A 19694-nucleotide genomic window follows, 5' to 3' on the forward strand; every position below is an offset into this window, starting at 1 on the left:
AGGCTGGACGGCAGGGTCGGGAACATCAGGATAAAGCCGTCGGCTGCCCGGGTCTCGAACCATTCCTCCATGAAGTCGGCAATCTGGGTGGGCGTCCCGGTGATACCATTGCCGGTGTGCTTTTCCGCATAGTGACGGATCAGCTCGCCGACCGTCCGGCCGCTTTTGACGAAATCCACAAGCTCGTCGAACAGCGCGCGCGAGCCGCGTGGCGTCTCGGGCAGACGGTCCATGGGGAACGGCTGGTCGAGAGGAACACCTGCGAGATCCGCCTCAAGAAATTCCGACAGCATCAGCCGACCGACATCGGGATGGAGCTTGTCGATCATGAAATCGACCTTGGCCTGTGCCTCGGCTTCGGTCTCGCCGACATTGATGACAATGCCCGGCATGATCTTGAGATCATCGGGATCACGACCGTAGGCGGGCATGCGATCCTTGACGTTCTTATAGAAGGCCCGGTTGCGATCGATGTTGGAGGCGAGACTGAAGACGATCTCCGAGGTGCGCGCGGCAAGATCCATGCCGGGCTCCGACCCGCCGGCCTGAGCAATCACCGGGCGGCCCTGGGGCGAACGTGCGATGTTGAGGGGACCCCGGACCTGGAAATGCTTGCCCACATGGTTGAGCGTATGCAGCTTGTCTTTGTCGTAATAGATCCCGGTCTCTCGATCCAGCTTGAGCGCGTCCGCCTCGAAACTGTCCCACAGACCGAAAACGACATCGACGAATTCCGCACCCCGCTCGTAGCGCAGGGCGTGGGGATCGAGTCCGTCGCGGTTGAAGTTATAGCCCGTCTCGTTGTGATCTGATGTCACGACATTCCAGCAGGCGCGGCCGCCGCTCAAATGATCGATCGAGGCAAAGATGCGCGCGACGTTGTAGGGTTCGTAATAACTGGTCGAAACGGTCGCGACCAGGCCGAGCTTTTCGGTGGAAACCGCGAGTGCTGACAGGAGCGACAGCGGCTCGAAACGGTTCATCTTGGTCGGCTGTCGTGCCAGCGCTGCCGGATCGCCGACAGCGGCCGCGGGAGAATCCGCCATGAACATGAAATCGAACTTGGCCGCTTCGGACAGTTTCGCAACGTTGAGGAGATGGGCGAAGTCATTGGCGCCGGTCACATCGCTATCAGGATGCAGCCATGAAGCGGGATGAAAGCCGAAGGTATAGACGAATGTGCCAAGCTTGAGTTTGTCGCGACGCGCCATGCTGTTATTTCGAACTCCCGATTGATGCCGATCGGTGCGCGGTATCGATCCGCTCTGCGCACACTTGCCCGAAGCTTAGCAGCAGCCTCCCGGTCGGCAAGAACCGACCGGTTGTTTTCGCGCAAATACCGCACGCAATCTGAGGGCAAGGGGATCAGCCCGCTCGATATCCCGGCCGACAACGGTAAAACATCGGCAAGGGTCCTGCCCGTCAGGACGGTGCGAAGGGTTGAACCGCCTGACCGCCGAACAATGTTTCCCGTGGGATTTGGAAGATGAAATACGGATTGAGGAGCGGCAGCATCGTTGCCTGTTCCAGCCGTTGCAAATGATCATCACTCAGTGTGATCCCGAGCGACGCGACGTTCTCCGTGAGTTGGGCGACACGGCTCGCACCGATCAGAACCGAGGACACGCCGGGTCGGTTGACAACCCAGGCAAGCGCAACTTCCGCCGGGGAACGGCCGATCTCGTCTGCGACCGTCTTCACCACATCGACCACGTCGAAGTTGCGCTCGGTGAACAGCATGCCCCCAAACGGATTGTCCCCGTTCAACCGGCCGTCGCTGTCTCCCTCGCTCGTCGGTGCACCGCTATCGGGCATCGCTGTGGCGCGCCCCGCATCGGCAATCTTGTCGCGACCATACTTGCCGGACAGCAAGCCGGCAGCGAGAGGGCTCCATGGAACGAGCCCCAAGCCGAACTCGGCACCTGCCGGGATAACATCGAGCTCGACGCCTCTGTCGATGAGCGAATAACTGTACTGCAGGCCGATCGGCTTCGGAAGGCCGTGCGCTTCCGCAAGTGTTGCAATCTTGGCGACATACCATGCCGGCGTGTTGGAAAAGCCGTAATGCAGGATCTTTCCGGCGTGCACCGCGTCCGCCAGGGTCTGCAGCACCTCCTCGGCGGGCGTCGTACGATCCCAGACATGGATCCAGTACATGTCGATATAATCGGTTTTCATCCGCCGCAGCGAACCCTCCATCCCGAGCCGGATGTTTTTCGCGCCATTTCCACCCCAGAGCGGCGTCCCCCGCGCGCGGGAAAAACCGGATTTGGTGGCAACCACCAGACGATCCCGGTTGGCCTTTTCCCTCATAAACGTGCCGAGCATGGTTTCGCTTTCGCCGCCCGAATAGATGTCGGCGGTATCGACGAAGTTGCCGCCGGCGTCGGTATAGGTATCGAACAAAGCACGCGACGTCTTTTCACCGGCGCCCCACCGACCGGCGCCGAAGGTCATGGTGCCGAGCGCGAGCGGGCTGACGATCAGTCCGGATTTGCCGAGTGTGCGGTAATGCGTGAGATCCATGCGTCTTCTCCATGCTGGTGATGACGAAGAACCTAGCAACACCTGCTCCTGCCGATTAGAGGTTGCGTGCGGCATGAACTTGTGAGCAGCATGCAGCAATGGAGCGCAACCACCTCAATGATCTCGTGGCGTTCGCGACGGTCGCACGAGAGTGCAGCTTTACCCGTGCGGCCGCGATCCTCGCCATGTCGCCATCGGCACTCAGCCATGCGATGCGCGGGCTGGAAGAGAGGCTGGGCGTTCGGCTTCTGGCGCGCACGACACGCAGCGTGTCTCCGACGGACGCGGGCGAGCGGCTGCTTCGATCACTGAACCCGGCGCTGGCGGAGATAGAAGACGGCCTGCAGGCAATGGCTGAATGGCGCGACAACCCGTCTGGCACAGTGCGGATCACCACCTTTGCCTATGCGGCCAGGATCGTTCTCCTCCCGAAACTGCCGGGATTCCTGCTTGCAAACCCGGATGTGCGCGTGGAGGTCAACATCGATGATGGCTTGACCGACATCGTCGCGGCTGGTTTCGATGCGGGCATCCGGCTGGGAGAAACGGTCGACAAGGACATGATCGCAGTCAAGATCGGCCCGGACCTGAGGACGGTGGTCGTCGGCACGCCCTCCTATTTCGAGAGATACCCGCCTCCCCTGACACCCTATGATCTCGACCGTCATGCCTGCATCGGTTATCGGCTGAAGACATCGGGCGGACTTCTTCCCTGGGAATTCCAGAGGGGTGACAAGGAAATCAAGATCCGCACCCGCGGGCCTCTGGTCGCCAACGACGGCGATCTTCCGGCTGCAGCCGTACGAGCGGGCGCCGGACTTGGTTACATCATGGAGCATGACGTGGCGGAGGATATCGCGTCGGGCAAGCTCATCCAGGTCCTCGCCGAGTGGTGCCCAAGATTCCCAGGTTTTCATCTTTATCACCCGAGCCGGCGACAATCCCCGCCGGCGTTGCGGGCGCTGATCGCTGCCTTGAAAACCAGTTGAGCAATGCCTCCGCAATTTGCTACTGGCGCGGTCAGCAACGTGTTTTTGTGCGTACGCTTGATGACATCTCCTTTCGATCTATCTGGACCTCATGAAAATTGTCGAAAAAAGAAGCGACCGGATGAAGTTCAGGGACTGCGTGCGGTTGCTCGAGCGCCCTACGGGTCGGAACGCCATCGCCATGCAGGCAGCATTTGCGGTCGTCGATCTGGCGATCTTGGCATTCTTCCTGCTCGGCCCGTATCTTCGATCCAGCCCGTCCTATCTGATCGTCGATTACATCATCGCAGCCTGGATCGGCTTGGAGCTCATGGTCCGCGCCGTCGCAGCGCCGTCACTGCGACATTGGCTCGCAAGGCCGTTGACGTGGATCGATCTCGTCCTCCTGGTGACGCTGCTTTTCCCCGACGCGCTGTTCAACTTTGCTTTTCTTCGCGTCATGCGGCTCTGGGCCATCGGACAAAGCCCGTTGCTGAAGGAGGTTCTGCGGCGTGCGGGCTGCGTGTCCTATCTGGACGTCGTGCGCGCCGTGCTGAACTTCCTGGTGTTCCTGTTTCTGATGACCGGGTTCGTTTACACCACGTTCTTCTACAATCGTGACGGAAGCGAAGGTTTCATCGACGCGCTCTACTTCACGGTGGCAACGGTCACCACAACCGGTTTCGGAGATATCACGCTTCCGGGAACGGTCGGCAAGCTGACATCCGTCTTCACCATGATCATCGGCATCTCGCTGTTTGTCCGGCTGGCGCAGGCGATCGTCCGGCCGCACAAGGTCACGTTTCCCTGCCCGCGCTGCGCTCTGCAACGCCATGACGCAGACGCGGTGCATTGCAAGGCCTGTGGAGAGGTGTTGAACATTCCGGATGAGGGCAGTTGAACGAATGACCGGCGACGCCTCCAACCGCCGTCGACCCTGAGGGGCAGGCGTAGCACCCAACAGTCCACGTCCCGCCCTCCTCCTCCGTTACATAACCTTCTCAAAACTGTCGCAACACCGTCATGTCGCGGCTGCATAGCCCCTTCGAAAAGGAGCTCAGAATGCAGCCTCAATCGCTTGACATTGCCGGCATAGGGAAAGGCTTCGGGGCCGACGACGTCCTGAAGGGCATCGACCTATCCATCCGTCCTGGCGAGTTTCTATCGCTCGTGGGCATGTCCGGCTGCGGCAAGTCCACGTTGCTCCGGATCATCGCAGGGCTTGAGACGGCAGACCGCGGAACGGTGTCGATCGGGAGCCGCGATGTCACCGATGTGGATCCGTCCGACCGCAATCTGGCGATGGTCTTTCAGTCCTACGCGCTCTATCCTCACATGACAGTGCGCGACAATATTGCGACGCCGCTACGCATGCGCCGCCTTTCGGTCTGGTCGAGGTTGCCGCTGATCGGGCGCATGATCGCGAATGCCGAAATGCTCCGCGAGATCGATGCTTCGGTAAAGGAAGCAGCCGACGTGCTGCAGATCGGCCATCTGCTCGATCGAAGGCCGGCACAGCTTTCCGGCGGCCAGCGCCAGCGCGTGGCGCTTGCCCGCGCCCTGGTCCGTTCGCCTTCCGCCTTCCTGATGGATGAGCCGCTGTCCAATCTAGACGCGAAACTGCGCGCACATATGCGTGGCGAACTGACCAACCTGCACAGCCGCCTTGGCGCCACCTTCATCTATGTCACCCATGACCAGATCGAAGCGATGACCATGTCGGACCGCATTGCCCTGATGTCGGAAGGCCGCATCGAGCAGCTCGGCACACCGGACGAACTTTACCGGCGCCCTTCGACCCTGACGGTGGCACGTTTCATCGGAACGCCATCGATCAACCTCCTGCCCGTCGAATTGGACGCATCGGGAGAGATCGTTCTGTTCGGACAAAAGCTCGGTATCACCGCGCGCAACGCATGGCCGGGACCTGCGACACTCGGCATCCGCGCCGAAGACGTTTTTCCCGCAGCTGATGGCATCGAGGCAAGCCTCGTGCGGACTGAAACGCAGGGCGCAGACCGTTTCGTCACCTTCAATCTCACCTGCGATCCTTCCATTTCCATCGTCATGCGGCAGCGGGTCGGTGACGATCTTGGCGCGGATGCGGATGGCAATGTTCGGCTGGCGTTTTCAAAGGAAGGCGTCCATCTTTTCGGGTCCGACGAGAAGCGCCGCGAGATCACCGTTCACGAACAGGTGCCGGCGTGAGTATGGCGGCTTCAACGGTAGAGGCGATTTCAGAGGCCCGACCACGCAAATCCTCGACTGCACGCCGCATGGCGCGCCGGGGGCTTTTCTTCGTGGCTCCGGCAGTGCTGCTGATGCTCGCCATCTACATCATTCCGATGGTTGTTCTCGCCGTCTTCTCGGTCACGGACTATCAGCTCGGCGCCATGTCCACCAGCTTCGTTGGCCTCGACAACTTTCGCAAGGCGTTCAGCGATCCGGTATTCTTGCGGGCATTGTGGAACACGGTGCTTTACGCGGTCATCGTCATTCCGGCGGGTGTCATCCTGGCGCTCGGGGTGGCACTTCTCGTCTATAACCGCAAGCGCAGCCGCGGCTTCTGGGAGATCGCCTATTTCCTGCCGGTGACGGCGACGCTCGTTGCGATGGCAACCGTGTTCCAGTTCCTGCTGCACCCCTCGCTCGGCCCGGTCAATGCCGCGATCAAGTGGTTCGGCTTCGAGCCGGTCGGCTTTCTGTCCAACCCGTCGCTGCTGATCCCGACCATGGCGATCATTGGCATCTGGCAGGTGCTGGGCTTCAACATGGTGCTCTTCCTGGCCGGTCTGACCGCGATCCCGAAGGATCTGCACGAAGCTGTCCGGCTCGACGGCGCGAAGAACCCGATCGACCGCTTCCTGACGGTCACATTGCCGATGCTCGGACCGACGATGATGTTCGTCATCGTCACCACGTCGATATCCGCATTCAAGGTTTTCGAAACCGTCGCGGTTCTGACCAAGGGTCGCTCGGGCTCGGAAGTGCTTCTGTTCGCGCTCTACCTTGAAGGCTTCGAATATTCCAACACCGGCTATGCGGCCGCCCTCACCCTGATTTTCCTTGCCATCGTCCTGGTGCTCTCGATCGGCCAGACGGTGCATATGGACCGGAAGGTACATTACTGATGGCCGCGCTCCGCAGATATTTGCCGCATGTCGTTCTGGCCGCCGGGGCCTTCGTGATGCTGCTGCCGTTCTACTGGATGTTTCTGACCTCCATCCGTTCGCCCGCCGAGATCTTCAGCGTCTCGCTCTGGCCGATCCCGGAGAAATTTGCAGCCCTCGACAACTATTCGCGGGCCGCCAGTCAGGTTCCGATGCTCCGCTTCATGATGAACGGCGTGATCGTCTGCTTCGGCATCCTGTTCGTGCAGGTGCTAACAGCGGTTCCCGCTGCCTACGCGCTCGCGAAACTCCGCTTTCCCGGACGCAAACTGCTGCTGACGCTCGTCATTGCCGCACTGACCGTGCCGATTCAGGCGCTCGCCCTGCCCCTCTTCGTGGGGCTCGCGAAAGCGCAGCTGCTCAACACCTATTTCGCGATGATGATGCCGTTTCTTCTTTCGGTCTTTGCGATCTTCCTCTTCAACCAGTCGTTCCGCAGCTATCCCGACGAGATCATCGAAGCTGCGCGCATGGACGGATTTTCGGAACTCGAGATCTGCTTCCGGCTGGTGCTGCGCGGCTCTCTGCCTTCGCTTGCGGCCTTCTCGGTGTTCTCGCTGGTCGCCCACTGGAACGACCTCTACTGGCCGATGATCGTTGTCACCGACACCAATCTGGCGCCGCCGCCGCTCGGCATGCTGTTTTTCGCGGACGTGGAATCAGGCGCGAACTACGGCGCGCTGATGGCGGGTGCGACGATTATCACGGCTCCGATGGTTGTCTGCTTCCTTCTTGCCAGAAAACATTTCATCGCCGGCATCACCATGACCGGCGTGAAGTAACTGCTCTCCTCCTCCCTCCCCCAACCGAACTCTTCGGAGACCAAAATGCATATCACCAGACGGACCGCGCTTGGCGGACTGGCTCTCGGCCTCGCGCTGACAGGTTTTTCCACGCAAGCATCTGCAGCGGATGTCACTTTGAACGTGCTCTACAACCTGCCGGGCTTCACGAAATTCCATCAGCCGCTGGCCGATGAGTTCATGAAGAACAATCCAGACGTCAAGATCAACTTCCTGGCGCCAGCGCCCGGCTATAACGATGGCCAGCAGCAGGTTCTGCGCGCAGCCGTCACCGGCAACCTGCCGGACGTCTATTTCTCCGGCTATAATCTGACGGCAGAACTGGTCCACACACTCGCACCGCGCAAGCAGATCACCGATCTCGCGCCGTTCATCGAAAAGGAGGGCGGCCAGGCCTTCCTCGACAAGAACTATTCGCCGAAGATGTCAGCGCTCGGCATGGTCGACGGCAAGCAGTACGGCCTGCCCGTCAACGCCTCTTCGCCGATCATCTATGTCAACGCCGAACTGGTGCGCAAAGCCGGCGGCGACCCGGACAACATGCCGAAGACATTCGACGGCCTGATCCAGCTTGCGAACAAGATCCATGCGCAGGACGCCAAGGTGTCCGGCATGGGCTACGATATCAACCTGTGGCCGGATGACTGGTTGTGGCAGGCGCTCATCACCAATCAGGGCGGCAAACTGGTCGACGAGACCACCAAGACCGTCGGCTTCGACAACGAGATCGGCCTCGACGCTCTAAAGCTCGCCCGACGCTTCGTGACCGAAGGCGGCCAGAACCTGCTTGACTGGGACCAGTCGCGTCAGCAGTTCGGCGCTGGCCTGACCGGCTTCATCTTCTCGACGCCTGCCCATGTGCAGACGATCGAAGCCTTGGTCGGTGACCGCTTCAAGCTGGTGACCTCGACCTTCCCGCTGGATAACCCTGAAAAGGGCGGCGTGCCGACCGGCGGAAACTCGGCCGTGATGCTGACCCAGGACAAGGTAAAGCAGGACGCAGCCTGGAAGTATATGAAGTGGGTGACAGGCCCGGAAGCGCAGAACGTCATCGTTCGCATCACCGGTTACCTGCCGACCAACAAGCTCGCCACCGGTCCGGAATTCCTGGCGCCCTACTATGCCGAGCATCCGAACGTCAAAACCGCTTCGCTCCAGGCTGAGCGCTCGCTGCCATGGGCCGGTTATCCGGGTGGTGATTCCGTACGCATCTGGCGCACCCAGCGCGACATCATCGGCACCGTCATGCGCGGCGAAGTCACGCCCGAGGCCGGTCTGAAGCAGATCGTCGAGCAGACCAACGCGTTGATGAAGTAATCACTAACCAATGCCTACGGCCGCGGGGAGCCTCTCCGCGGCCAACTCATTTCTTTAAGAGACCGACGATGAAAATTCTGCAGATCACCGATACGCACCTGATGCTGTCAGGCCAGTCCGTGAACGGTGTCGACCCGGAGAAACAGCTGCGCGCTGCCGTGGCTGATATTCTCGAGAAGCATGCCGATGCGGACCTGTTGGTGATGACCGGCGACCTTTGCAATCACGGTGATCCCGAAGCCTATGACATCCTCAAGGATATTCTGGCGCCCGTCCCGTTCGAGGTGCGCCTGATGCTCGGCAATCATGACGACCGGCCGAATTTTAGGGCGGCCTTCCCTGCCCATCCCCTCGATGCAAACGGATATGTCCAGTCCTTCCTCGATACGGAGTTCGGAAGGCTTGTCTTTCTCGACAGCCATGAGGCGGGTGTCATCGGCGGTATCTTTGGCGAAGACCGGATGGCGTTTCTGGACGAGGCGCTTGAAGGTGCCGGCCAGCACCCGGTGACAGTCTTTATCCATCACCCGCCGATCGACTGCGGCATTGCCCATTTCGATCACATCGGCATGCATGACGACGGGCGGATCATGCGCCGGCTTGCCGGCCACGAAGCGGGCATCCGTCATATCCTGTTCGGCCATATCCATGTGCCAATGTCGGGAACGAGCGCCGAAGGCATCGCCTACAGCTCCGGTCAGGCCTGCGCACATCGGTTCGTCACCGACCTTGCCAATCCGAAGCCGTTCTGGACGGGAGGCAATCCCTGCTACCGGATCATCAACCTCGATGGACATGGCCTGCGCGCCTATGCCGTCGAAGTGGGCGAGACGGTCACCGGACAGGCGCCGATCTGCGAAGGACCATGATTTCAGGCGGTCGAGGCGAAGTCGTGCGCCTCGACCAAAGCCTGCGTCTCGCAGAGCCTGAAAGCAGGCGATGAGCCTTTTCCACCACAGACATCGGCCGTCAATCAGACCGCAACCGAAATACCCCCGGCGAGGCTCTTTTATCGGCCTTGGATGAACTTGACGTCTATCAGGTTTTCGCGGATGGAGGTCGTCCACATGCGCGGATGAGGACGACGCGCTCTACGGGAGGAAAACACGTGTTTCATGCGTTGAACAGACGGACGTTCGCTGGCGCCTTTGCGGCTGCCACCCTTGCAGCAACCTGGGCCACGGGGGCCTTCGCACAGGCAACTGAGGTCAAGATCGCCTACGCGCTGGCGCGCGATTCCCATTACGGTGCCGCCGCCGATGGCTGGGACAAATACGTTACCGAAACCAGCCAGGGCAAATTCAAGTTCACGCATTTCCCGTCCTCCGCACAAGGTGGCGAGCGCGAAGTCATCGAAGGCCTGCAGCTTGGAACCGGCGTCCAGGCCGTTGTGGTTTCCTCCGGCGCTCTCTCCAACTTCGTGCCCGAGATCGGCGTCACCGATATCCCGTTCCTGTTCCGCGACCTGACGCATGCGCGCGCCGTGCTGGACGGACCGATCGGTGAAGGCATCCTCGAAAAATTCCGCGACCGAGAGTTGATCGCCCTTGCATGGGGCGAGCAGGGCTTTCGTCACATCACCAACAACCGCCAGCCGATCGAAAAGCCGGAGGATCTGGCCGGCCTGAAGATCCGCACCATGGAAAATCCGGTCCATATCGCGGCCTTCAAGACGGCTGGTGCCGCACCGACGCCAATGTCCTGGCCGGAAGTCATTCCAGCCCTGCAGCAGGGCGCGATCGACGGACAGGAAAACCCGCTTTCGGTCATCGTCTCCGCCAAGCTCTGGGAAGTTCAGAAGTATCTGACGGTGTCCGGACACGTCTATTCGCCGGCAATGCTGATCGTGGCGCCATCGTTCTGGGAAAGCCTTTCCGAGGACGAACAGAAGATCTTTGCCGACGGTGCGCTGAAGGGCAAGGAAGCCATGCGCGCCTTTGTCGACGCCTCCGAAAAGAACGGCGTGGAAAAGGCGAAGGCTTCAGGCATGCAGGTCAACGTGCTCAGTGACGAGCAGAAGGCCGCGTTCCAGAAGTCGATCCAGTCCGCCTATGACGGTTACTACAAGACCTATACCAAGGAACTTGTCGACCAGATCATCGCCACGAAATAAGCGCGTCAACACTTCGACGGGCGCCCTCTTCAGGTGGACGCCCGTCAGCGGATCGATCCGAGGGGCGGCGCTTCGAGCGCCGGGGGTGCAATGCAGAAATTCGAACGTATTTTCGTCGATCTCAATCGCTGGCTGCTGATCGCTATACTGTCTGCGATGGCGATCCTGGTGTTTCTCAACGTCTGCCTTCGGTTTCTCACCAATCAGTCGATCACCTGGTCGGACGAAGTTGCCCGCCACCTGATGATCTGGCTGACATTCATCGGAGCCGGCATTACGCTCAGGCACGGTTCGTTGACGGCGATCGACAACGTCCAGATCGCGGTCGGAGATCGCAAAGCCCGCATCCTTCGCATCATCTCGGCGATCATCATGTTCGCGTTCTTCGCGGTGATGATCTGGGCCGGCAAAACCTACGTTGGCCGCACGATGCTGCAGACGACGCCGTCCACGCAGATCCCCTTCGGCTATATCTATCTCGCGATCCCGATCGGCTTCACCCTTTTGACCATCCATCTTCTCCTGGTTCTGCGCACCTACGTCATCGGCGGCATGAGCGCGCTGCAGGGCGAAGACGACCTCCCGCCGGTTGCTGCCTGACCATGATGATTTCCATTCTCTTCGGCTCGTTCTTCATCCTGATGGCCGTCGGCGTTCCAATCGCCTTCACGCTGGCGATCTCGACCTGGCTCGCCGTCATCCTGGGAAGCCGCTATCCGCAGATCGTCGTGATCAAGGAAATGTTCTCCGGCGTCGACAGCTTTCCGCTGCTCGCCGTCCCGTTCTTTATCCTGGCGGCTGAACTGATGACGGGCGGCGCACTGACCCATCACCTTCTGCGCCTTGCAGCGCAATTCGTCGGCCGCGCTCGCGGCGGGCTTGGCTATGCCAGCATCATCTCAACGACACTGTTTGCCGGCATTTCCGGCTCGGCACTCGCGGCAGCGGCCGGACCGGGCGCGATGACAATCCGGATGATGGAGAAAAGCGGTTACGAGAAGCGCTATGCGTCAGCGCTGGCTGCAGCCGTGGCAATCGTCGATCCGATCATCCCGCCGTCGATCACCATGATCATCTATGCCTTGCAGGACAATCGCGTCTCCGTGGGAGCGCTCTTCGTCGCAGGTGTGATTCCGGGTCTCCTGATCTCCGCCGCGATGTGCGCGGTCAATTTCTACATTTCCCGCAAGCGCAACTACCGCTCAATGGATCTGCGGCCGACGCTGGCCGAGATGGTGAGGACGACCGTTTACGCGTTGCCGGCAGTTGCCCTGATCGTCATCGTCGTCGGTGGCATCCGCGCCGGGTACTTCACCCCGACCGAGGCATCCGTCATCGCGGTATTCTACTCGCTGTTCTGCGGCATGTTCATCTACCGCTCCCTGCACATGCGGGATCTGCCTGATATCATCTTCCGCTCGGCGATGATCACCGTCGGCATTCTGCTCATCCTCGCTGCCGCACGCGCCTTTGCCTGGGTGCTGATCATTGAAGGCGTGCCGCAATATATGGCGGACCTGATCATATCGTGGAACCTCAGCCCGATCATGTTCCTTCTCGCCGTCAACGTCCTTTTGCTGCTGTTCGGCACATTCATGGATCCCCTTCCCGGCGTCATGATCCTGGTGCCGATCCTGGCGCCGATCGCCTTCAGCCTGGGGATCGATCCGATCCACTTTGCGATGATCGTTATTCTCAACCTGACGATCGGGCTGATTACTCCGCCAGTCGGCCAGCTTCTCTATGTCGTTTCGGCCGCGGTCAGGATCAGGGTCAGCGAGATCTCGAGGGAGATGACACCGTTCCTCGTCGCCTACGTCGTGATCCTGCTGGTGATCACCTTCATTCCGGCGCTGTCGACCTGGCTGCCGCGTCTCACCGGATTTTGATCCGGTACTCCCAAGATAGCCGCGGCGACACTCGGTAACGAACGCCGGATATCGCCGCCAAAAGCACAGTTGTTTTCCGAAAAACACGGATAAATGTGGAACGCAGGTTCGCCGCTTGCCGAGATCGCAGCTTGCCGCCATATAGACGCCTATGACAGTCGATTCGAAGATATTTGTGGGCCTGAAGTCCATCCGCAAAAAGCCTGCGCCGCAGAGCGACACATCCGGGCCGAGATGCCAGTGGGATGGCTGCGAGAAGAAGGGTTCTCACCGCGCGCCGGTCGGCCAGGGCGGCGAAGGCCTGTATCTTCTATTCTGTCTCGAGCACATCAAGGACTACAACAAGGGCTACAACTTTTCTCCGGCCCAGTCGGATCCTGTGGTCGCCCGCTACCAGAAGGAAGCGGTCGCTGGCCAGCGCTCGACATTGGGCACCGGCGTCAAGCAGCCGACCGAGATCCCGATGCCGCTGACGACCCGCTCCGGGTCGGCAAAGGCGCTCAACGCGCGAAAGAGCGCGGAGCAGCGCAAGGCGCAAAAGGCGGAACAGCAGGCAAGAAAGCTCAAGGTTCTCGAAGCAAAGGCGTTCGAGACACTCGGACTTCCGCAAGACGCAACGCCCGCGCAGATCAGGCTCCGCTACAAGGAGCGCCTCAAGATGCACCATCCCGATGCAAACCAGGGCAGCCGAACATCGGAAGACGAGCTTCGCGCATCGATCGAGGCGCACAAGATCCTCAAGCTGAACGGCTTCTGCTGAGACTTCGTGCATCGCTATAGTTGCGGGTCTTACAGTTAAGACTCGGACGCGTCCGAATGGCGGCAGGTTGTGCGATAGCTTTGTTCTATTGCGTAACCGTTCTGCACTATTGACCAAAAATCATGAGATGAGACACTTTCCTGCATCGTGAAGCTGGGTTCGCCCACCTTGCACGTGTTTTGACCCCGTTGGCTGTCGTGGAGGGCGGCTTGCGGGATCAGCGGGGAGGCCGCTCATATGAACATGCATATTTCCGCCGGTGAGTTCACCGCGCGGTCGCTGAGCATTATCGCAAGCCTGAAGCATCTCGAAGGGCCGATGCTGCCCATCCTGCATGCCATTCAGGCGGAGTTCGGTTACGTGCCGGATGAGGTCAAGCAGGTGATCGCGACCGAACTCAACCTGTCTCGCGCCGAGGTGCACGGCGTCGTCACCTTCTATCACGAATTCCGCGATCATCCGGCGGGCCGTCATGTGCTGAAGCTCTGTCGGGCCGAGGCCTGCCAGTCGATGGGCGGCGACCATATCGCGGATCGCGCCCGGCAGGTTCTCGGGATCGACTTTCACCAGACGACGCTCGATGGCGCGGTGACGCTGGAGCCGGTCTACTGCCTCGGTCTCTGCGCCTGCGCACCGGCCGCAATGATGGACGGCGAACTCTATGGTCGGGTCGACGAGCAGTGTCTCGGCGACATGGTACGGGAGGCAAGGCGATGACGGTTACGATCTTCGTTCCGCGCGATGCCGCAGCTCTGGCGCTTGGCGCAGACAGGGTGGCAAAGGCCATCGCGCAGGAAATCGACAGCCGCGGGCTGGATGCAAGACTGGTGCGCAACGGCTCGCGCGGCATGGTCTGGCTGGAGCCGCTGGTCGAGGTCGAGACGGACAGAGGGCGCGTTGCCTACGGTCCGGTCAAGACCGGCGACGTGGCGGGTCTGTTCGATGCCGGGTTGATGGATGGCGGAGGCCACGACCTCTGTCTCGGGCTGACGGAGGAAATTCCTTTCCTTCGTCAGCAGACCCGGCTGACCTTTGCCCGCTGCGGCATCACCGATCCCCTGTCGCTCGAGGATTACCAGCGGCACAACGGACTTGTGGGTCTTCGGAACGCCATCGCGATGTCGCAGGCGGAGATCGTCGCAAAGGTTACCGACAGCGGTCTTCGCGGCCGCGGCGGTGCCGGTTTTCCGACCGGCATCAAGTGGAAGACGGTCATGGACGGGCCGGGCGACCAGAAATTTATCGTCTGCAATGCCGACGAGGGCGACAGCGGCACGTTTGCCGACCGGATGATCATGGAGGGCGATCCCTTCGTACTGATCGAGGGCATGGCGATCGCAGGCATCGCAACGGGTGCCGCGAAGGGTTACGTCTATACCCGCTCGGAATATCCGCACGCCATTGCCACGATGACCGAGGCCGTCGAGCTCGCCCGCGCGGCCGGCATCCTCGGGCCTTCGGTGATGGGCTCGGTCTATGCCTTCGACATCGAGATCCGCTCCGGTGCCGGCGCCTACGTCTGCGGCGAGGAGACGTCGCTCTTGAACTCGCTGGAAGGCAAGCGCGGTACCGTGCGCGCAAAACCGCCGCTACCGGCTTTGCAGGGATTTCTCGGCCGGCCGACGGTGGTCAACAACGTCATCTCTCTCGCCTCTGTGCCTGTGATCATGGAGCGGGGCGCCGAATTCTACCGGGATTTCGGCATGGGCCGCTCGCGCGGCACGATCCCGATCCAGATCGCCGGCAACGTCAAGCATGGCGGCCTGTTCGAGACGGCTTTCGGGCTGACGCTCGGCCAGATCATCGATGATATCGGTGGCGGCACGGCAACCGGGCGGCCGGTCAAGGCGGTGCAGGTGGGCGGTCCACTCGGCGCCTACTTCCCTAGGCAACTGTTCGATACGCCCTTCGACTACGAGGCATTTGCCGAAAGAGGCGGGCTGATCGGCCATGCCGGCATCTCGGTGTTCGATGACAGCGCCGATATGCTGAAACAGGCTCGCTTCGCGATGGAATTCTGCGCCATCGAAAGCTGCGGCAAGTGCACCCCCTGCCGGATCGGCTCCACCCGCGGCGTCGAAACCGTCGACAAGATACGGGCCGGCATCGAGCCTGACAAGAACAAGGTGCTGCTGGAGGATCTCTGCAACACGATGAAGTTCGGCTCGCTCTGCGCGCTCGGCGGCTTCACGCCCTATCCTGTGATGAGCGCGATGAACCATTTTCCGGAGGATTTTGCGCCGGCACCGATGGTGGAGGCGGCGGAATGATGAGGAGTGCTCTGCGTAGCAGACGAAAAGCCAACGATTTGGCTTTTCGAATTACGAATGCCCGCAGCTATAGCGAAGGGCGGGCAACAAGACCCCTCCCGCTCGCTTTGCTCGCCGCCCTCCCCACAGGTGGGAGGGCTCAACCTGCCGCGCGGCTTGCTTCCCTATTGGGTGAAGTCGGCGCGGCATCTATTCGCCCCCCTTGTGGGGGAGATGGCCGGCAGGCCAGAGGGGGACTTTCTCCCCGCCGCCCAGTCCGCACCCCCATGTTCAAACAGGAGACGCATCATGTCCCTCGTTCATGAAATCGACTACGGCACACCCGTTTCTAAATCCACCGATACGGTGACGCTCACCATCGACGGGCGCCAGATCACCGTTCCCGCCGGCACCTCGATCATGCGCGCCTCGATGGAGGCCGGCATCCAGGTGCCCAAGCTCTGCGCCACCGACATGGTGGATGCCTTCGGGTCCTGCCGGCTCTGTCTGATCGAGGTCGAGGGCCGCAACGGCACGCCGGCCTCCTGCACCACGCCGGTTGCGCCCGGGATCGTCGTCCACACGCAGACGGAGCGGCTGAAACAGATCCGCAAGGGTGTGATGGAGCTCTATATCTCCGACCACCCGCTCGATTGCCTCACCTGCGCCGCCAATGGCGACTGCGAGCTGCAGGACATGGCGGGTGCCGTCGGCCTTCGCGACGTTCGCTATGGCTACGAGGGCGACAACCATGTGAGGGCCCGGACCGACGGCGCCATCAATGCCAAGTGGATGCCGAAGGACGAGTCGAACCCTTACTTCACCTATGACCCTTCCAAATGCATCGTCTGTTCGCGCTGCGTCCGCGCCTGCGAGGAAGTGCAGGGCACGTTCGCGCTGACAATCGAAGGCCGCGGTTTCGAAAGCCGCGTCTCTCCCGGCGCGCACGAACATTTTCTCGAGTCCGAATGCGTTTCCTGCGGTGCCTGCGTGCAGGCATGCCCGACCGCGACACTGACCGAGAAGTCGGTGATCGTAATCGGCCAGCCAGAGCATTCGACGGTGACGACCTGCGCCTATTGCGGCGTCGGCTGTTCGTTCAAGGCTGAAATGCGCGGCGAAGAACTGGTGCGGATGGTACCGTGGAAGGACGGCCAGGCCAATCGCGGCCATTCCTGCGTCAAGGGACGGTTTGCCTATGGCTATGCGAGCCACAAGGACCGCATCCTCAATCCGATGATCCGCGAGAAGATTTCCGATCCGTGGCGGGAAGTCAGCTGGGAAGAAGCGTTCAGCCATGTCGCCTCCGAGTTCCGGCGCATCCAGTATCAGTATGGCCGCGAGTCGATCGGCGGCATCACCTCGTCGCGCTGCACCAACGAAGAGACATTCCTCGTCCAGAAGCTGATCCGGGCCGGTTTCGGCAACAACAATGTCGATACCTGTGCCCGCGTCTGCCATTCGCCGACTGGTTACGGGCTCGGCCAGGCTTTCGGCACCTCGGCCGGAACGCAGAATTTCGACAGCGTCGAGCACACCGACGTGGTCGTGATCATCGGCGCCAACCCGACCGACGGGCATCCGGTGTTCGGGTCGCGGCTGAAGAAGCGGTTGCGGCAGGGTGCGAAACTCATCGTCATCGATCCGCGCCGCACCGATATCGTCCGCTCGCCCCATGTCGAGGCAGCGTTTCACCTCCCCTTAAAGCCAGGCACCAATGTGGCTGTCCTGACCGCGCTGGCGCATGTCATCGTCACCGAGGGACTGTTTGCCGAAGCCTTCATCCGCGAGCGCTGCGACTGGTCGGAATTCGAGGATTGGGCGGCGTTTGTTTCGGAAGACGCGCATAGCCCGGAAGCGACGGAGGCCTATACCGGCGTTCCCGCCGATCTGCTGCGTGGTGCCGCACGGCTGTTTGCGACCGGGGGCAATGGCTCGATCTATTACGGTCTCGGCGTCACCGAGCACAGCCAGGGCTCGACGACGGTGATGGCGATCGCCAACCTCGCCATGGTCACCGGCAATCTCGGTCGGCCCGGCGTCGGCGTCAATCCGCTGCGGGGCCAGAACAATGTCCAGGGCGCCTGCGACATGGGCTCCTTCCCGCACGAACTGCCGGGCTATCGCCACATCTCCGACGATGCCACCCGCGAGACGTTCGAAAAGCTGTGGGGCGTAACGCTCAACAACGAGCCGGGCCTGCGCATTCCCAACATGCTGGATGCGGCGGTCGAAGGCACGTTCAGGGGCATCTACATCCAGGGCGAGGATATCCTGCAGTCCGACCCGGATACCAAGCATGTGTCCGCCGGTCTCGAAGCGATGGAATGCGTCGTCGTGCACGACCTGTTCCTCAACGAAACCGCCAATTTCGCGCATGTTTTCCTCCCCGGCTCGACCTTCCTCGAAAAGGACGGCACGTTCACCAATGCGGAGCGGCGCATCAACCGGGTTCGCAAGGTGATGAGCCCGAAGAACGGCTTGGCCGACTGGGAAGTGACGCAGAAACTGGCGCAGGCCATGGGACTGCCGTGGAACTACACCCATCCGTCGCAGGTGATGGACGAGATCGCCGCAACGACCCCAAGCTTTGCCAAGGTGTCCTACGACTATCTGGAAGAGATGGGCTCGGTGCAGTGGCCCTGCAACGAAGCGCATCCGCTCGGTTCGCCGATCATGCATGTCGACGGCTTCGTGCGCGGCAAGGGCAAGTTCATTCGCACCGAATATGTCGCGACCGACGAACGCACCGGGCCGCGGTTCCCGCTTCTGCTCACCACCGGCCGTATCCTGTCGCAGTATAATGTCGGCGCGCAGACGCGACGGACGGAAAACGTCGTCTGGCATGCGGAGGACCGTCTCGAGATCCACCCGCACGATGCCGAGCAGCGCGGGATCAAGGACGGCGACTGGATCAAGCTTGCCAGCCGAGCCGGCGATACGACGCTGCGGACTCTGATCACCGACCGCGTGGCGCCGGGTGTCGTCTACACCACGTTCCACCATCCCGATACGCAGGCGAACGTGATCACGACCGACTATTCCGACTGGGCCACCAACTGCCCGGAATACAAGGTCACGGCGGTGCAGGTTTCGCCGTCGAATGGCCCGACGGAGTGGCAGCAGGACTACGGCGACCTGTCGCGCAGATCGCGACGCATCGCAGGTCGAATGGAGGCTGCGGAGTAATCGGAATTATCAATTGCAAATAGGCAATCGGTGAGGCCGTAGGGCTCTTGCAAACAGGTCAAGAACCAGATTAAGGGGGAGTGCCAATTTGTCGCAGAGTCCTATGACGCCATTGTTCGTCGCAAGTGCAGTTCTTGAAACTAGCCGTCGTAACGGAAACAGTGCAACTCGCTCAATCTCGGTACAGGCCAATCGTACGATAGGTTTCAGCTATCACGGCAGCCGCGCTTCAACTGCGCGGATCTCCGGACCGTATCCGGCTGCTGCAACGAAGGGTCGTCTGATCGCCATCGGAGCTTTTTGCGATGGTGCATGATCAGTTGGACGACACAGTGCCACATGAAACCCACGGCCACGAAAAGCTGGTCCGGATGGCAAACCAGATCGCCACGTTTTTCTTATCCCAGCCGGAGAGCGTGCGAACCAATGGTGTTGCGACACATATCAACAAATTCTGGGAGCCGCGCATGCGCCGGCACCTTTTCGAGCATCTCGATGCCGGCGGCGCAGGACTTCTGCCGCTTGTCATCGAGGCTTCGACACTGATCCGCCGACCGAAAGAAACGGACGGTATGGGTACGGGAACCAAAGAGGGAACGGCCGGGGGTACTTTCGGACGTTAGGGAACGGGGCCAGACGAAACCGCTTCCGGCAGATCACACCGGAAAGCATCACGTGCGCTCGCCTTCAGCTGGAGGGCAGTGGTGAGT

17 protein-coding genes (1 of these 17 running past the window's edge) are annotated in these 19694 nt (G+C 61.0%); 15 read left to right on the top strand and 2 right to left on the bottom strand.

Features of this window, described 5'->3' with window-relative positions:
• Together ACQY1K_RS20175 and ACQY1K_RS20180 are read right to left on the bottom strand one after the other, a co-directional pair.
• On the bottom strand, positions 1 to 1211 hold the 5' portion of the coding sequence (locus tag ACQY1K_RS20175; protein WP_430260523.1) for an LLM class flavin-dependent oxidoreductase. It extends 139 nt beyond the left edge of the window; 1211 of the gene's 1350 nt are visible here — the first part of the coding sequence; its start codon is at positions 1209 to 1211; the stop codon falls past the left edge of the window.
• 211 nt (positions 1212 to 1422) lie between these two features.
• Positions 1423 to 2526, bottom strand: a complete 1104-nt coding sequence (locus tag ACQY1K_RS20180) for an aldo/keto reductase (protein ID WP_430260525.1) — start codon at positions 2524 to 2526, stop codon at positions 1423 to 1425.
• A 98-nt stretch (positions 2527 to 2624) separates the two neighbouring features.
• Between ACQY1K_RS20180 and ACQY1K_RS20185 the strand changes: the two genes are divergently transcribed.
• The 15 genes from ACQY1K_RS20185 (at position 2625) to ACQY1K_RS20255 (ending at position 19607) form a co-directional block, all read left to right on the top strand.
• Positions 2625 to 3515 carry a LysR family transcriptional regulator gene (locus tag ACQY1K_RS20185; RefSeq protein ID WP_430260527.1) on the top strand — a complete coding sequence of 297 codons (891 nt, stop codon included), beginning with the start codon at positions 2625 to 2627 and terminating at the stop codon, positions 3513 to 3515.
• Positions 3516 to 3606: 91 nt separating this feature from the next.
• A complete protein-coding gene (locus tag ACQY1K_RS20190; protein WP_062576393.1) occupies positions 3607 to 4395 on the top strand; it encodes a potassium channel family protein in 789 nt (262 codons plus the stop codon).
• Between the two features lie 161 nt (positions 4396 to 4556).
• Entirely contained in the window at positions 4557 to 5702 is a 1146-nt protein-coding gene (locus tag ACQY1K_RS20195; protein ID WP_430260529.1) for an ABC transporter ATP-binding protein, read from the top strand.
• A 2-nt stretch (positions 5703 to 5704) separates the two neighbouring features.
• Positions 5705 to 6625, top strand: coding sequence for a carbohydrate ABC transporter permease (locus tag ACQY1K_RS20200; protein WP_430260531.1), 921 nt, complete (start codon positions 5705 to 5707; stop codon positions 6623 to 6625).
• A complete protein-coding gene (locus ACQY1K_RS20205) occupies positions 6625 to 7446 on the top strand; it encodes a carbohydrate ABC transporter permease (RefSeq protein ID WP_113110022.1) in 822 nt (273 codons plus the stop codon). The genes ACQY1K_RS20200 and ACQY1K_RS20205 overlap by 1 nt, the downstream gene beginning before the upstream one ends.
• Before the next feature lie 45 nt (positions 7447 to 7491).
• Positions 7492 to 8784 carry an ABC transporter substrate-binding protein gene (locus tag ACQY1K_RS20210; protein ID WP_430260533.1) on the top strand — a complete coding sequence of 431 codons (1293 nt, stop codon included), beginning with the start codon at positions 7492 to 7494 and terminating at the stop codon, positions 8782 to 8784.
• 68 nt (positions 8785 to 8852) lie between these two features.
• Positions 8853 to 9653 (top strand): phosphodiesterase, encoded by an 801-nt coding sequence (locus tag ACQY1K_RS20215; RefSeq protein ID WP_430260535.1) that lies wholly within the window; start codon positions 8853 to 8855, stop codon positions 9651 to 9653.
• A gap of 239 nt (positions 9654 to 9892) precedes the next feature.
• Positions 9893 to 10897 carry a TRAP transporter substrate-binding protein gene (locus ACQY1K_RS20220; protein WP_430249322.1) on the top strand — a complete coding sequence of 335 codons (1005 nt, stop codon included), beginning with the start codon at positions 9893 to 9895 and terminating at the stop codon, positions 10895 to 10897.
• A 90-nt stretch (positions 10898 to 10987) separates the two neighbouring features.
• Complete coding sequence (locus ACQY1K_RS20225) at positions 10988 to 11497, top strand: TRAP transporter small permease (RefSeq protein WP_062459070.1); 510 nt, start codon at positions 10988 to 10990, stop codon at positions 11495 to 11497.
• Between the two features lie 2 nt (positions 11498 to 11499).
• A complete protein-coding gene (locus ACQY1K_RS20230; protein WP_430260537.1) occupies positions 11500 to 12786 on the top strand; it encodes a TRAP transporter large permease in 1287 nt (428 codons plus the stop codon).
• A gap of 151 nt (positions 12787 to 12937) precedes the next feature.
• Entirely contained in the window at positions 12938 to 13546 is a 609-nt protein-coding gene (locus tag ACQY1K_RS20235) for a J domain-containing protein (RefSeq protein ID WP_062459068.1), read from the top strand.
• A gap of 237 nt (positions 13547 to 13783) precedes the next feature.
• Positions 13784 to 14263, top strand: coding sequence for a formate dehydrogenase subunit gamma (locus ACQY1K_RS20240; RefSeq protein WP_430244483.1), 480 nt, complete (start codon positions 13784 to 13786; stop codon positions 14261 to 14263).
• The gene (locus ACQY1K_RS20245; protein WP_430260539.1) at positions 14260 to 15816 is read left to right on the top strand and encodes a formate dehydrogenase beta subunit; all 1557 of its coding nucleotides are present in this window, start codon (positions 14260 to 14262) and stop codon (positions 15814 to 15816) included. Before ACQY1K_RS20240 ends, ACQY1K_RS20245 begins: the two co-directional genes overlap by 4 nt.
• A 288-nt stretch (positions 15817 to 16104) precedes the next feature.
• A complete protein-coding gene (fdhF, locus tag ACQY1K_RS20250; RefSeq protein ID WP_430260541.1) occupies positions 16105 to 18984 on the top strand; it encodes a formate dehydrogenase subunit alpha in 2880 nt (959 codons plus the stop codon).
• A gap of 305 nt (positions 18985 to 19289) precedes the next feature.
• The gene (locus tag ACQY1K_RS20255; protein ID WP_430260543.1) at positions 19290 to 19607 is read left to right on the top strand and encodes a formate dehydrogenase subunit delta; all 318 of its coding nucleotides are present in this window, start codon (positions 19290 to 19292) and stop codon (positions 19605 to 19607) included.
• Positions 19608 to 19694: the final 87 nt, after the last annotated feature.

Source organism: Neorhizobium sp. IRS_2294, assembly GCF_050500145.1.
GTDB lineage: Bacteria > Pseudomonadota > Alphaproteobacteria > Rhizobiales > Rhizobiaceae > Neorhizobium > Neorhizobium soli.

What these genes read in the sequence shown, in the direction of transcription:
- ACQY1K_RS20180 (WP_430260525.1), bottom strand. Translation starts at nt 2,526, where the DNA reads ATGGATCTCACGCATTACCGCACACTCGGCAAATCCGGACTGATCGTC.
- ACQY1K_RS20185 (WP_430260527.1), top strand. Translation starts at nt 2,625, where the DNA reads ATGGAGCGCAACCACCTCAATGATCTCGTGGCGTTCGCGACGGTCGCA.
- ACQY1K_RS20190 (WP_062576393.1), top strand. Translation starts at nt 3,607, where the DNA reads ATGAAAATTGTCGAAAAAAGAAGCGACCGGATGAAGTTCAGGGACTGC.
- ACQY1K_RS20195 (WP_430260529.1), top strand. Translation starts at nt 4,557, where the DNA reads ATGCAGCCTCAATCGCTTGACATTGCCGGCATAGGGAAAGGCTTCGGG.
- ACQY1K_RS20200 (WP_430260531.1), top strand. Translation starts at nt 5,705, where the DNA reads ATGGCGGCTTCAACGGTAGAGGCGATTTCAGAGGCCCGACCACGCAAA.
- ACQY1K_RS20205 (WP_113110022.1), top strand. Translation starts at nt 6,625, where the DNA reads ATGGCCGCGCTCCGCAGATATTTGCCGCATGTCGTTCTGGCCGCCGGG.
- ACQY1K_RS20210 (WP_430260533.1), top strand. Translation starts at nt 7,492, where the DNA reads ATGCATATCACCAGACGGACCGCGCTTGGCGGACTGGCTCTCGGCCTC.
- ACQY1K_RS20215 (WP_430260535.1), top strand. Translation starts at nt 8,853, where the DNA reads ATGAAAATTCTGCAGATCACCGATACGCACCTGATGCTGTCAGGCCAG.
- ACQY1K_RS20225 (WP_062459070.1), top strand. Translation starts at nt 10,988, where the DNA reads ATGCAGAAATTCGAACGTATTTTCGTCGATCTCAATCGCTGGCTGCTG.
- ACQY1K_RS20230 (WP_430260537.1), top strand. Translation starts at nt 11,500, where the DNA reads ATGATGATTTCCATTCTCTTCGGCTCGTTCTTCATCCTGATGGCCGTC.
- ACQY1K_RS20235 (WP_062459068.1), top strand. Translation starts at nt 12,938, where the DNA reads ATGACAGTCGATTCGAAGATATTTGTGGGCCTGAAGTCCATCCGCAAA.
- ACQY1K_RS20240 (WP_430244483.1), top strand. Translation starts at nt 13,784, where the DNA reads ATGAACATGCATATTTCCGCCGGTGAGTTCACCGCGCGGTCGCTGAGC.
- ACQY1K_RS20245 (WP_430260539.1), top strand. Translation starts at nt 14,260, where the DNA reads ATGACGGTTACGATCTTCGTTCCGCGCGATGCCGCAGCTCTGGCGCTT.
- fdhF (WP_430260541.1), top strand. Translation starts at nt 16,105, where the DNA reads ATGTCCCTCGTTCATGAAATCGACTACGGCACACCCGTTTCTAAATCC.
- ACQY1K_RS20255 (WP_430260543.1), top strand. Translation starts at nt 19,290, where the DNA reads ATGGTGCATGATCAGTTGGACGACACAGTGCCACATGAAACCCACGGC.